Raw genomic sequence first — 12,671 nt, 5'->3', positions numbered from 1 at the left:
GTTCAGTCACACCGGGGGCGCGGCGATTTCCGCGTGAAATCGGTGCGACCCGCCAAGAATGCGGCGGATAACGATCCGTTTGCCGCAGCTTGATCGACTGGACATCGGCGTCGGCGCTGACGAATATTGATCCCCGTGCGGTAAGGGTGAGGGAGGAACGGTGGACCTCAGTGCGGCGGACGTGGTCGGTGAGCTGAAGGTTCTGCGCAAAGGGCGGGGAATTTTCACCACACCCCTCGCGGATCGCGTCGGACCCGCTTTGCGCGCCGCATGCGGCATTGTGGAAGATGACGACTCGGTGGCGGTGCGGCGTAAACTCACCGACCGATTGCGGCCGCTCGTCGAGTCGTTGCCGGACGACCTGAAGATCGCTTTGCGGGCGGCGTTCGCGCTGGACGAGCGGGCGCGAAAACCGTTCTACCAGGAACGGGTGCATTGGGCGGCGATCACGCTCGACCGCGACGACCGGACGGTCCGGCGCCGGATCGACGAAGGAATCGAGCAGGTCGCGGCAATGGCCGTCGCGGCGGGCGGACCGGATCCGCGGCCGCGCTATCCGAGCCGCAGTTGGCACACCGAAGAACTGCGCGTGACGCTCGCTCTCGACCAGCCGGTGGCCGAGGCGTTCGAATTCCGCCGGGTCGTCGCCGACGCCGACGAAATCGCCGAGCTGGACCTGGCGCTCACGCTCACCTCGCCCGCCGAATCCGGCGATTCGGTGCGGGAGTCCGATCTCGACGTCGACGTGTTCCACGGCGGCGCGCTCGCCGGCCGCGCGATGGAGTCGAGTGACCGGATCGGGCTGGCGTTGCGCTTGCCGGAGCCGCTGCGGCGCGGCGAGCGGCACGACATCGGACTGCGATTCCGGGCGAACATGCGGCAACCGCACTACATCTGCGTCCCGCGGCACCCGTGCGACCTGTTCGACCTGCACGTCCGCTTCGGCGACCGGGTGCCGAGCCGGATCGTGCTGCTGGAGAAGGCGTTCCAGAACGACACGCGATCGCCCCGCGGGGCCGTGCTGGAGCCCGACGACGTGGGCGAGGTGCACGTCCGGTTCCGGCACCTGGCGCCGGGTTTCGCGTACGGGATCCGCTGGCAGTGCGGGTGACGCTCAGGGCCGTTCGAGGGCGGGCAGCCGGACGATCTCGCTGGCGGCCCGAGCTTTGGCGGCCAGCGGGGCGCCGGCGTCCTGAGCGGCTTCGTCGACCATCGTGGTGGCTCGATCGAGCGGCCCGCGGCCGCTGAGGGCGAGCGCGAGCCCCAGGTCGAGGCGGGTTTCGACGGTTTCCGGGTGCGTCCGGCCGAGGAGCCGGATCTGGGCCCCGAGGACGTCGTCGAGCAGGTCGGCTTGGCGGTCGAACTCGCGGAGCCGGGCGTGCGCGAGGCCCATGGCGTGCCGGAGCCGGTGGTGCAGCGGGTGGTCGTCGCCGAGGACCACCCGGACGGCCGGTTCGATCCGGTTCAGTGCGTGCCGGGGCCGGTGTCGCGCCCGGGCGGCGTGGACGGAGGCGGTCAGGGTGAGGGGGCTTTCGATGCCGTATCGCTGCGCGTAGGCCTGTTCGAGGTCGGCGGGATCGTGCTCGACGAGGGCGGCTTCGGCTCGGATCACGTCCGCGTCGGGGCTCTCGAGTGCTTGGGCGACTTCTTGTGCTTGCCGCGCGTGGCCGGCTTGGAGGAGGTTGCGGGCGTACTCGATGGCGAGTTCGCCGGGCGCGCCGAGTGCGGGTTCGAGGAGGGCGATGGCTTCTTCGGGGTGGCCGCGCAGGCGCCGGGCTTTCGCCGCGTGGAGCCGGTCTTCGGCCGTGGTGGGGTGGTGGGTGTGCCAGAAGAGCCGGTCGGCTTCGGCGTAGTCGCCTTGGCTGTCGAGGGCCTGGGCGACGACGCGGGCGGCGGGCTGGTGGCCGGCAGCCAGGGCTCGACGTGCGTGGGCGAGGGCTTCGGGGATCAGTCCGCAGGCGAGTTCGACCCGGGCGGCGGCGGTGAGGTCGGCGGGGGTCGCTTCGCCGGTGGCGAGGATGGTGGCGTGGATTTCGCCGGAGGTGGCGGGGTCGCCGAGGGTTTCGTAGGCGGCCGCGACGGGCCGCAGCAGGGCGACGCGATGGGCGGGACTGTGCTCGGCGAGCGTTCGGGCGTGCTGGATGAGGTGCGTGTGGGTGATGGTGGGCGGTGAGCCGGTGGCCGCGCTCGGGTGGTCGGGCGGCGAGGGGGCAGCAGGGTTCGGCTGGCCGGGTGAAGAGGCGTCGCCCGCGCTTGCGTGGCCAGGTGGGGAGACCTCGGTCGGCTCGGGAGTGCTGCCGTGCTCGGGTGGGGAGGCGATGCATAGTCCGGCAGCGCTCGCCTGATCGAGCGCCGAGGCGTTGCTGACTTCAGCTGTGCTCGGCGGGGCGTCGGGCGGTCCGTCAGTGCTGCCGTGACCTGAAGCCGAGGCGTTGCCGAGTCCAGCCGCACTCTTGCCACCGGCCAACCCGCTCAACACCGCCCCCACCGCCCCACCGGCAGCCGACGCCCCGAACTCCCCGCAAGCCACCTCCACCGCCAACCCCTGCAGCCGCAACCCGCCGTCCACCAGCGCCGCGAACCCCCGCGCCACCAACTCCTCCACCGCCGCTTCGAACTCCCCGCCGGCCACCGCGCGACGCGCCACCTCGACCGGGATCGGCGAAGGCGCCAGCACCGACCCGAGCCGCAGCACTTCACACGCCGGCCGCCCCGACCGCAGCAGCACCTCGCGGATCGCATCCGGCGCCGTGTCCGGCACGTCAGCCGGCGGCACACCGAGCCGCAGCAGGAACTTCGCCGCCCGGAGCGTCATCGGGTGGCCGTCGCAGCGGGCGATGAACCCGGCTCCGGACGGCAGCAACCGCAGGCCCTCGGCGACCGTCAGCCCCGGCACCTCCACCGTCGCCCCGGGCCAGCCGGCCGCTCGGCTCGTCAGCAGCGTGCGGACCGCCGGCGCCGGCAGCAGGACCCGGGCCAGCTCGTCCGGGGGCACCCCCGCCGGGACGTCGTCGACCAGTACCAGCACCCGCGAACCCGCCGCCTCGATGCGGGCCGCCAGCCGCGCTCGCAACCGGTCGAACCCGCCGCAGGACGTGCCCGCGGCCGCCGCCAGCGCGAGGTGGAACTGGGGGAGGAAGTCGTCCGGGTCGAGGTGGCCGAACGGCCCGGTCCGCAGCACCCGGCCGCCGAACCGGCCGGCCAGGCTCGCGTACCGCTCGGCCAGCGTCGTCTTGCCGGCGCCCGGCAGGCCGTGGACCAGGACCGCCCGCCGCGCGACGAGTGCACTGTGGACGGTCCACGGCAGCACGCTCCCGGGGCCGGCGGCGGCCGCGCGGACCCGCCGGACCAGGTCCGCGAGCGATTCCCCCGGAACCATCGTCAGCACGCGATCGGAAAACGCGGCGGAATGGTCGGCGAGCAGCACGCGGGACGCCGCCAGTTCCGGCGCGATCTCGTCGAAATCGTCGAAAGGTGAACCTCGGAAAACACGCAGCCCGTCGGCGCGCAGGGCTTTTTCCACGCTGCCGGCGGCCGCGAGGCACAGGAAAACGTCGGCGGTCAATGGGTGATCATGGCTTCGGTTCCCGGAAGGTCGAGTTCGGTCACGCGCCAAGGATCGGACCGGGCCGCGAATTCGCTACGGACGGCAGGATCTGTCCACTATCTGTCCCGCCCGGCGGGCATGACCGCCCGGTAAGCCCGGTGGGCCGTTTCTGGTTAACGGACAATATCTGGACAAGAACCACCCTGCTGCAACGTTGCTGGTCAGCGCCTCGATTACTCCGGTTGTCGGACCGGAAAACGGCGGATGCGGACGCAGGACCAGTGTGGTCCCTTGTGGCCGACGGTGCCCCGGTCCGGTGGACGATGCGAGGAGGGAACCCGTGGACACCATGTTGGCGGAGACGGCGGTCGACGGCTACGTCGTGCTCGAGGAGCTGCCGCGCCCGGACGGGAAGCTGACGAAGGAGCAGCTCGACCCGGTCGTGGCGGCGGCGCGCGCCGGCGACCCGGACGCCGTCCAGGCCCTGCTGCGGCTGATCAAGCCGACGGTCGTGCGCTACTGCCGCGCCCGGATCGGCGGGCGCGACCTGTCCTACCTGTCGGCCGACGACGTCGCGCAGGAGGTCTGCCTGGCCGTGCTGAAGGTGCTGCCGGGCTACCAGGACCGCGGCGGCTCGTTCCTCTACCTGGTGCGCGCCATCGCCGCGAACAAGGTCGCCGACGCCTTCCGCTCGGTGGCGCGGGACCGGTCGAAGCCCGTGCCGGAGCTGCCGGACCGGCCGCTGGGCGGCAACGAGCCGGAGAGCCACGTGCTCGACCTCGACCTCGGCGCCCGGCTGGGCAAGCTGATGGCGTCGCTGCCGCCGCTGCACCAGGAGATCCTGTCGCTGCGGATCGTTGTCGGCCTGTCGGCGAACGAGACGGCGGAGGCGCTGGGCATCTCCGCGGGCAACGTCCGCATCACGCAGTACCGCGCGCTGACGAAGCTGCGCGGCATGATCCCCGACGGCGGGTTCTGAGCGTCACTCCAGCCATTCGGTGATGAAGTGGTCGCTTTCGTGGATGTGCACGGCCTCGTAGACACCGGGGCCGAGCACGGCGAACTTGTGCGGCGTGCCGGCCGGGACGACCAGCACGTCGCCGGCGCCGCCGTCGCGTTCGGTGTCGCCGACGGTGAACCGGGCCCGGCCCCGGATGATGACGAACGTCTCGGTGTAGGGGTGCCGGTGCAGGCGCGGCCCGGACCCGACGACGTCGGTGCTTTCGCGGATGACGGAGATCCCGGACCCGACATCGCGGCCTTCGAAGTTCTCGCTGTCGCTCACCCGGTCAGGGTAGCGCCGGTTCAGCCGCCGACGACCTTCCGCAGCTGGCTGAGCGCCCGGTGCTGGGCGACGCGGACGGCGCCCGGCGTCGACCCCACCACCTCCGCCGTCTCCTCGGCCGACAGCCCCACCGCGACCCGCAGCACCAGGATCTCGCGCTGCTTCTCCGACAGGACCTGCAGCAGCTTCGCCATCCGCTCGCCCAGTTCGCGGCGCAGGGCGTGGTGCTCGGGGTCCAGCGAGGCGTCGACCTCGTCGGGCAGCTCCGCCACCGGCTCGTCCCACTGCCGCGCCGCCGCCTTGCGTGCGGCCGCGACCTTGTGCCGGGCGATGCCGCACACGAAGTTCGGGAACGGCCGGTCCGGCGGCCGGGTGGTCAGTGCCTTGAACACGGCGACGCAGACGTCCTGCGCGACGTCGTCGGCCGAGCGCCAGGTGTCGGGCCCCGCGCCGAGCCGGGCACGGCAGTAGCGCACCACCAGCGGCCGGGCCGCGGCGAGCAGGCGGTCCGGGGCTTCTTCCGCGGTTGTCATGGTTCCCCTCCATCCGGCGGGGGGACTACCCGTTTTCGCCCGGAACGGACCCGAACCGGGCGAAGTCCCCGGTATCCCCGGCGAACCCCGCCCGCGACGGCGATTCCGATGGTCATCGGGCGAGATGACCATCGGCCGGGCGGCGCCGACCGCGCCCTTGGCCCGGCGTGACCGTCTGCCCGGCGTCGCGGCGATGTCATGAAAGGGTCGTTCATGTCGTCTGACGAGGTGAACGACCCGTTCATGACGTGCGGGCGACCGGATCGGCCGCATGCCCCGAGAACTCGTCGCCTCCCGGCCCCCGGGACCAACCCCGCCCGGATCCGACTGGCCTCCGCGGGGCGTTGTGTTGCGAACGACCCCCTTTCCCGGCCGCGTGTAGTGAATGACTCATTCCTGTCACCTGGCGACAGGAATGAGTCATTCACTACACGGCGAGGTTCACGACTCCTGTTGCCGGAACGCGTCCAGCACGCGGCGCTCCCTTTTGGTCGGACGGCCCGCGCCGCGATCGCGCCGGGCGACCGGGATCGCGGTCTCCGGGGGTGGCTTCGGCGTCCGGTCCACGTAGCACGTCACCGCGTCCGGCGCGCCCACGCGTTTCTGGATCACCCGTACCACGTCGAGGATCCTGGTCGTCCCGCCGATGCGCAGGCGGACTTCGTCACCCGGCACGACGGTCGTCGCGGGCTTGGCCGGCTTGTCGTTGACGCGCACGTGCCCGCCCCGGCACGCCGCTGCTGCGTCCGGTCGGGTCTTCGTCAGCCGGACCGCCCAGAGCCAGCGGTCCACTCGGGTCGACTCCACAGTCGTCCATCATGGCCCATTCAGCGGAATCCTCGCGCAACCCGGGGAGGTTACTCGCGGGTATATGTCGACTTGTCTGCACCGCTGAGTTATAACCTGTTCTAATATACCTCAACGGTGAGGACCATCAAATGCGTGACGAATCCGTATGGAGAACAGCTTCTGGGCAAGTTTCCCGTCGTCTTTTCATCGCTGGAACTGGTTCTATCTTGGCGGCCGCGGCTGTGGGGAGCCGGGCGGCCGCCGCCACCATCGCCGACGCGGCGCGCGTGCCCGCGCTGGTGATCGGGTCGGGGTACGGCGGCTCGGTCGCCGCCCTGCGGCTCGCCCAGGCCGGCATCGACGTCCAGCTCGTCGAAATGGGCATGGCCTGGGACACGCCCGGCTCGGACGGCAAGATCTTCGCGAACACGACCACCCCGGACCAGCGCTCGTTCTGGTTGCGCACCAGGACGAAGCAGCCGCTGTCGAACTTCCTCGGGTTCCCGATCGACAAGGACATCCCGAAGTACACCGGCATCCTCGACGCGGAGGAGTTCGGCGGGATCATCGTGTATCAGGGCCGCGGCGTCGGCGGCGGCTCGCTCGTCAACGGCGGCATGGCCGTCACGCCGAAGCGGGAGAACTTCGGCGCGATCCTGCCGACGGTCAACGCCGACGAGATGTACAGCACCTACTACCCGCGAGCCAACGCCGGTCTCGGCGTCGGCCTCGTCGACCCGGCGTGGTTCGACTCCGCCGAGTGCTACCAGTACGCGCGCGTCGGCCGGAAGCAGGCGCAGCGGTCCGGGTTCCCGTTCGTCTTCGTCCCGGACGTCTACGACTGGAACTACATGCAGCAGGAACAGGCGAACACGGTGCCGCGCTCGGCGCTGGCCGGGGAAATCCTGTACGGCAACAACTACGGCAAGAAGTCCCTGCAGAAGACCTACCTGCCGCAGATCAAGGCGACCGGCCGGGTCACCATCTCGCCGCTGCACCGGGTCACGTCGGTGACGCCCGCGGCCGGCGGCGGCTACGCCGTGACGCTGGAGCAGCTGAACACCTCGGGCGCGGTGATCGCGACCAAGGGTGTCACCGCCGACAAGGTGTTCTTCGCCGCGGGCAGCGTCGGCACGAGCAAGCTGCTGGTGAAACTCAAGGCCACCGGCGCGCTGCCCAACCTCAACGGCGAGGTCGGGAAGGGCTGGGGCGACAACGGGAACGTGATGTGCGGGCGCGCCAACCACATCTGGGACCCGACGGGCAGCCTCCAGTCCTCCATCCCCTGCGGCGGCATCGACAACTGGACCGCCGGCGGCGCGTTCGCCGAGGTGGCGCCGCTGCCGACCGGGATCGAGACGTGGGCGTCGTTCTACCTGTCCATCACGAAGAACCCGAACCGGGCCCAGTTCTCGTGGAACCCCGCGACGCAGAGCGTGGACCTGAACTGGCAGACGGCGTGGAAGCAGCCGTCGATCGACATGGCGAAGTCCATCTTCGACAAGATCAACGCGAAGGAGGGGACGATCTACCGAACGGACCTCTTCGGCGTGTACAAGATCTGGGGCGACCACCTGACGTACCACCCGCTCGGCGGCGCGGTGCTCGGCAAGGCGACCGACAACTACGGCCGGCTGGCCGGCTACCCGGGCTTGTACGCGATCGACGGCTCCCTGATCCCGGGCAACACGAGCGTCAACCCGTTCGTGACGATCACGGCGTTGGCCGAGCGCAACATCGAAAAGATCATCGCCACCGACTTCTGACGCTGTCGTGAGTGGTGATTCGGGTTAGAACCCGAATTACCACTCACGACCGGTGGGACGGCAGGACGCAGACGGTGTCCAGGCCCAGGACGTGGTTCAGGCGCCCGAAAGCCAGCCACGACCCCAGGCTCATGGACAGCTCGACGATCTCCTTCTGGCTGTACTGGGCGGACATCCGCTTCCAGAAGTCGTCGTCGAGGTTGTGGTGGTCGGTCGCGTACCGCTCGGCGTACTCCGCCGCGAGGCGCGTGCGCTCGTCGAAGAGTTCGGTGGTGCGCCACTCCGCCACCGCGTCCGCGAACTCCGGCTCGACCTTGACGCCGTCGCGTTCCGTGCGCCAGTCCAGGCAGAAGACGCACCCGTTGATCTGGGCGATCCGCAGCCTCGCGGCCTCGAACTCCCGCAGCCCCAACGTGGTGTGCGAATACACCGCCAGCGAGAACTGCGACGCGGCGATCCCGATGCCGGGCACCATTTCGCCCCACACGTACCCGATCGGGTCCTTGCCTTCGGGGATGTCGATGTTCACGAGCGCCTCCTTCCGAGCTTGCCGGCTGCCGGGCGCAGCGGGACGTCGAGTGCGTCGTAGAGGCCGGGTTCCGCCTCGGCCAGCCAGTCGATCGCGCCGACGAGCCGGCCGACGGCGGTCGCGTTGCCGCCCGCGGACCGGTTCTCGCCTTCGTCCGAAGCTTCGACGCTGACCTCGATGCGCGGCCGGCCTTCGATGATCACGCGGTGGGCGCCGTCGCCGCAGGGCGGCGTCGGCCAGTCCGGCGCGCACGACGGGTGGATGCGCGTCACGTGCTCGATGACGATCCGCGGCTCGCCGCCGACGATGCCCTGCACCTCGAACCGCACCGCGCCCTGCGTGCCCTTTTCGAACTCGCCCATCGTCCGCGTGGCGACGGTTTCCTCAAGGGGACGCCGCTGCAGCGTCTCGCGCAGCTCGTCGACCTCGACGCCGAGGCCGCGCGCGATCAGCCGGACCTGCCCGCCCCACACCATCGACGGCACGCCGGTCATCAGCATCGGCGGGTCGTAGTCCATCGGCTGGCCCATGCCGACCAGGTACCGGACGGAGTCGGGCTGCTCGTAGGTCGAGTAGTCGAAGATCTCCTGGCAGCGGATGACGTCGACGTCCGTGCCGAGCCCGCTGATCAGCAGCGGCAGCACGTCGTTGCCCCAGCCGGGGTCGACGCCGGAGACGAACAGCGAGCCGCCGCCTTCCTTGATCGCCGCCAGCACCGGGTCGCGCAGTTCGGGAGGTGCGTTGCGGTGGTCGTAGAGCGGGTAGAGCGCCGGCGTCACGACGACCGCGCCCGTCCCGACCGCGCGGACGATGTCGGCGAGCGCGTCGTCGAACCGGACGTCTCCCGAAGCGGCGTACACGATCGCGCGCGGGCTTGCGGCCAGCACGGCGTCGATGTCGTCCGTCGCGGCGACACCGAGGTCGCCGACGCCCGCCAGCGCGCCCGCGTCCTTGCCGACCTTCGCCGGATCGTGCACCAGCACGGCGGTCAGCTCCAGCGCCGGATGGGCGTCGACGGCCCGGATTGCCGCACGGCCGACGTTGCCCGTGCCCCACACGACAGTGGCGATCATCTCGCCGAGTCTTCGCCGGTTCGCCTGACTCCGGGAAGGGATTCGTTCCGGCCAGCGGACCGCGCCGAGCCGAGTAGGCTGCAGTGCGTCCGAACGTCGTACCGGAGGGCCCCGCGATGACGATCGATCCGAAACCCCGCAGCCGCACGGTGACCGACGGGATCGAGGCCGCGCCCGCGCGCGGCATGCTCCGCGCCGTCGGGATGGGGGACGGCGACTGGCGCAAGCCGATCATCGGCGTCGCCAGTTCGTGGAACGAGATCACGCCGTGCAACCTGTCGCTCGACCGGCTCGCGCAGGCGTCGAAGGAGGGCGTGCACGCGGCCGGCGGCTACCCGCTGCAGTTCGGCACGATCTCCGTGTCCGACGGCATTTCCATGGGCCACGACGGCATGCACTTCTCGCTCGTGTCCCGCGAAGTCATCGCCGACTCCGTCGAGACGGTCATGCAGGCCGAGCGGCTCGACGGCTCGATCCTGCTGGCCGGCTGCGACAAGTCCCTGCCCGGCATGCTGATGGCGGCGGCCCGGCTCGACCTCGCGTCGGTGTTCCTCTACGCGGGCACCATCGCCCCCGGCTGGGTGAAGCTGACCGACGGCACCGAGAAGGACGTCACGCTGATCGACGCCTTCGAGGCGGTCGGCGCGTGCCGGGCCGGGCGCATGGAGACCGGCGACCTCGACCGCATCGAACGCGCCATCTGCCCTGGTGAGGGCGCCTGCGGCGGAATGTACACCGCGAATACGATGGCCTCGGCGGCCGAGGCGATGGGGATGAGCATGCCGGGGTCGGCCGCGCCGCCGTCCGCGGACCGCCGTCGCGACCACTACGCGCACCTTTCGGGGGAAGCCGTCGTCGGGCTGCTCGAAAAGGGCATCACCGCGCGGGACATCCTCACGCGGGAGGCGTTCGAGAACGCGATCACCGTCGTGATGGCCCTCGGCGGCTCGACCAACGCCGTGCTGCACCTGCTGGCCATCGCGCACGAGGCGAAGGTCGAGCTGACGCTGGACGACTTCAACCGCGTCGGCGACCGCGTCCCGCACCTGGGCGACCTCAAGCCGTTCGGCAAGTACGTCATGAACGACATCGACCGCCACGGCGGCATCCCGGTGCTGATGAAGGCGCTGCTCGACGAGGGGCTGATCCACGGCGACGCGCTGACCGTCACCGGCCGGACCGTCGCGGAGAACCTCGCCGAGCTGGACCCCGACCCGATCGACGGCGAGGTCCTGCGCAGGCTGGACAACCCGCTGCACCCGACCGGCGGCATCACCATCCTGCGCGGTTCGCTCGCGCCCGACGGCGCGGTCGTGAAGTCCGCGGGCTTCGACACGGCCAACTTCGAAGGCCCGGCGCGCGTGTTCGAGCGCGAGCAGGAGGCGATGGCGGCGTTGAACGAGGGCCGGATCGAGGCCGGCGACGTCGTCGTCATCCGCTACGAAGGCCCCAAGGGCGGCCCGGGCATGCGTGAGATGCTCGCGATCACCGCGGCGATCAAGGGCGCCGGGCTCGGCCGCGACGTCCTGCTGCTGACCGACGGCCGGTTCTCCGGCGGCACGACCGGGTTGTGCATCGGCCACGTCGCGCCCGAGGCGGTCGACGGCGGGCCGATCGCGTTCGTCCGCGACGGCGACCGGATCGCCGTCGACATCAAGGGCCGCAGCATCGACCTGCTGGTCGACGCCGCGGAGCTGGCCCGCCGCCGCGAAGGCTGGGAGCCGCTGCCGAACAAGTTCCCGGAAGGGGTGCTCGGCAAGTACGCGAAGCTGGTCCGGTCGTCGTCCTACGGGGCCGTCACGAGCTGAGCCAGGGCGCGCTTGTCCACCTTGCCGACCTCGGTGAGGGGGAGTGCGGCGACGAAGTCCACCTTCGCCGGGACGTAGTGCTCCTGGCCGAAGGTGGCTCTGGCGTGCGCTTTCAGCTCGTCTTCCGACACTTCGCCCGAGGTGACGACGACGGCGCGCAACAGCTCGCCCTGGCCGAACACGGCGGCGCTCCGCACCGCCGGGTGCGTCTCCAGCGCGTGTTCGACGACGGTCGTGGGGACCTTGGTGCCGTGCTCGCCGGTCACGACGACGTCGTCGGCGCGGTCGAGCAGGTAGAGGTAGCCGTCGTCGTCGAAGCGGCCGAGGTCCCCGGTGCGCAGCCAGCCGGCGCCGACGTCCGGGCCGCCGAGGTAACCGTCCATCATGGACAGTCCGCGCACCTCGACCTCGCCGTCGTCGGTGATCCGGGCTTCCATGCCGGGCACGATCCGCCCGACCGAGCCGAGCAGTCCGGGACGCGCGACCAGCTCGGCGGCCGAGATGCTCGCGATCATCGGCGCTTCGGTGAGGCCGTAGCCCTGGCCGACGACCGGGCCGAAGACGTCGAGCGCCTGGGCGAGCCGGTGCGGCGGCAGCGGCGCGGCGCCGAGGGACAGCGAGCGGACGCTGCTGAGGTCGGTGTGCTTCCGTCTGGGGTGATCGAGGAGGGCGGCCAGCCGCGGCGGCGTCAGGGAGAGCGTGTCGATGCGGTGTTCCTGGATCGCGTCGAGGACGGCGCCCGCGTCGAAACCGTCGTGGACGACGAGGGTGTCGCGCCGGAGCAGCGTGCCGAGGACGGTGGCGTTGCCGGTCATGTGCGTCATGGGCGCGACGAGCAGCGTGCGGCCGGGGCCGGCCGGGTCCGGCGCGAAGATGTGCGCCATGCCGTCGTAGATGCCGCTGTGGCGGATGAGCTTGGGGGCGCCGGTGGTGCCGCCGGTGGGGAAGAGGAGGTGCACGGTGTCCGGCGGGTTCAGCGGCCGGGGCTCGCCGTCGAGGTCGGCGAGGGTCCTGGTGTCGGCGCCGGGCCAGTCTCGGGGCCGGTCGGTGACGACGGTGGCGCCCTTCGCCGCGGCGAGCCGGTCTTGCGTGGGTGCGGAGGCCGGGACCATGAGCACGGTCGCGCCGTGCAGGAGGGCGGAGAGCTGGACGAGGACCGTCTCGGGCCGGTTGCGCAGGTCGACGGCGACGGTCTGGGTCGTTCCAAGGCCGCCGTGCAGGCGGCGGAGGCGGTCGCGGGCCTGGTGGTAGGTGGTGACGCCGTCTTGGACGAACAGCGGACGGTCACCGCCGTCCTCGAGCGCGGCGAGGACCTTCGTCAGGAAGAAGCTCACCGCGGCG

General features: G+C 71.1%; 11 protein-coding genes. 4 read left to right on the top strand and 7 right to left on the bottom strand.

Going from position 1 to position 12,671, the window contains the following annotated elements:
* Positions 1–298 precede the first annotated feature (298 nt).
* Complete coding sequence (locus ABFJ78_RS25735) at positions 299–1,111, top strand: hypothetical protein (RefSeq protein WP_436388921.1); 813 nt, start codon at positions 299–301, stop codon at positions 1,109–1,111.
* Positions 1,112–1,114: 3 nt separating this feature from the next.
* Here the strand turns inward: ABFJ78_RS25735 and ABFJ78_RS25730 are convergent, their stop codons facing one another.
* Entirely contained in the window at positions 1,115–3,565 is a 2,451-nt protein-coding gene (locus ABFJ78_RS25730) for a hypothetical protein (protein ID WP_436388920.1), read from the bottom strand.
* A 331-nt stretch (positions 3,566–3,896) separates the two neighbouring features.
* Between ABFJ78_RS25730 and shbA (ABFJ78_RS25725) the strand changes: the two genes are divergently transcribed.
* Entirely contained in the window at positions 3,897–4,526 is a 630-nt protein-coding gene (gene shbA, locus ABFJ78_RS25725; RefSeq protein ID WP_436389024.1) for an RNA polymerase sigma factor ShbA, read from the top strand.
* Positions 4,527–4,529: 3 nt separating this feature from the next.
* On the opposite strand, the gene ABFJ78_RS25720 is transcribed toward shbA (ABFJ78_RS25725), so the two are convergent.
* The 3 genes from ABFJ78_RS25720 to ABFJ78_RS25710 all read right to left on the bottom strand — a co-directional run bounded on the left by ABFJ78_RS25720 (position 4,530) and on the right by ABFJ78_RS25710 (position 6,172).
* A complete protein-coding gene (locus tag ABFJ78_RS25720) occupies positions 4,530–4,832 on the bottom strand; it encodes a cupin domain-containing protein (protein WP_372664416.1) in 303 nt (100 codons plus the stop codon).
* Positions 4,833–4,852: 20 nt separating this feature from the next.
* Positions 4,853–5,365, bottom strand: a complete 513-nt coding sequence (gene shbA / locus ABFJ78_RS25715; RefSeq protein WP_436388919.1) for an RNA polymerase sigma factor ShbA — start codon at positions 5,363–5,365, stop codon at positions 4,853–4,855.
* Between the two features lie 441 nt (positions 5,366–5,806).
* The gene (locus ABFJ78_RS25710; protein ID WP_436388918.1) at positions 5,807–6,172 is read right to left on the bottom strand and encodes an RNA-binding S4 domain-containing protein; all 366 of its coding nucleotides are present in this window, start codon (positions 6,170–6,172) and stop codon (positions 5,807–5,809) included.
* 209 nt (positions 6,173–6,381) lie between these two features.
* On the opposite strand from ABFJ78_RS25710, the gene ABFJ78_RS25705 reads away from it, so the two are divergent.
* Positions 6,382–7,920, top strand: a complete 1,539-nt coding sequence (locus tag ABFJ78_RS25705) for a GMC oxidoreductase (protein WP_436388917.1) — start codon at positions 6,382–6,384, stop codon at positions 7,918–7,920.
* Between the two features lie 43 nt (positions 7,921–7,963).
* On the opposite strand, the gene ABFJ78_RS25700 is transcribed toward ABFJ78_RS25705, so the two are convergent.
* A complete protein-coding gene (locus tag ABFJ78_RS25700; RefSeq protein ID WP_436388916.1) occupies positions 7,964–8,449 on the bottom strand; it encodes a carboxymuconolactone decarboxylase family protein in 486 nt (161 codons plus the stop codon).
* Complete coding sequence (locus ABFJ78_RS25695) at positions 8,446–9,522, bottom strand: NAD(P)H-dependent amine dehydrogenase family protein (RefSeq protein ID WP_436388915.1); 1,077 nt, start codon at positions 9,520–9,522, stop codon at positions 8,446–8,448. Before ABFJ78_RS25695 ends, ABFJ78_RS25700 begins: the two co-directional genes overlap by 4 nt.
* 116 nt (positions 9,523–9,638) lie before the next feature.
* Here ABFJ78_RS25695 and ilvD point away from each other — a divergent pair, with 116 nt between their 5' ends.
* Complete coding sequence (ilvD, locus tag ABFJ78_RS25690; RefSeq protein ID WP_436388914.1) at positions 9,639–11,330, top strand: dihydroxy-acid dehydratase; 1,692 nt, start codon at positions 9,639–9,641, stop codon at positions 11,328–11,330.
* Here ilvD and ABFJ78_RS25685 read toward each other — a convergent pair.
* Positions 11,309–12,664 (bottom strand): class I adenylate-forming enzyme family protein, encoded by a 1,356-nt coding sequence (locus ABFJ78_RS25685; RefSeq protein ID WP_436388913.1) that lies wholly within the window; start codon positions 12,662–12,664, stop codon positions 11,309–11,311. The genes ilvD and ABFJ78_RS25685 overlap by 22 nt on opposite strands.
* Positions 12,665–12,671: the final 7 nt, after the last annotated feature.

Source organism: Amycolatopsis sp. MEPSY49 (genome assembly GCF_051337345.1).
Taxonomy (GTDB): domain Bacteria; phylum Actinomycetota; class Actinomycetes; order Mycobacteriales; family Pseudonocardiaceae; genus Amycolatopsis.
The sequence above is the reverse complement of the archived record's forward strand: the minus strand, read 5'-3'. Positions and strand labels throughout refer to the sequence as shown.

Bases quoted from the DNA above. Each gene is read 5' to 3' on its own strand.
- shbA (WP_436389024.1), top strand. From the start codon at position 3,897: ATGTTGGCGGAGACGGCGGTCGACGGCTACGTCGTGCTCGAGGAGCTG.
- shbA (WP_436388919.1), bottom strand. From the start codon at position 5,365: ATGACAACCGCGGAAGAAGCCCCGGACCGCCTGCTCGCCGCGGCCCGG.
- ABFJ78_RS25695 (WP_436388915.1), bottom strand. From the start codon at position 9,522: ATGATCGCCACTGTCGTGTGGGGCACGGGCAACGTCGGCCGTGCGGCA.
- ilvD (WP_436388914.1), top strand. From the start codon at position 9,639: ATGACGATCGATCCGAAACCCCGCAGCCGCACGGTGACCGACGGGATC.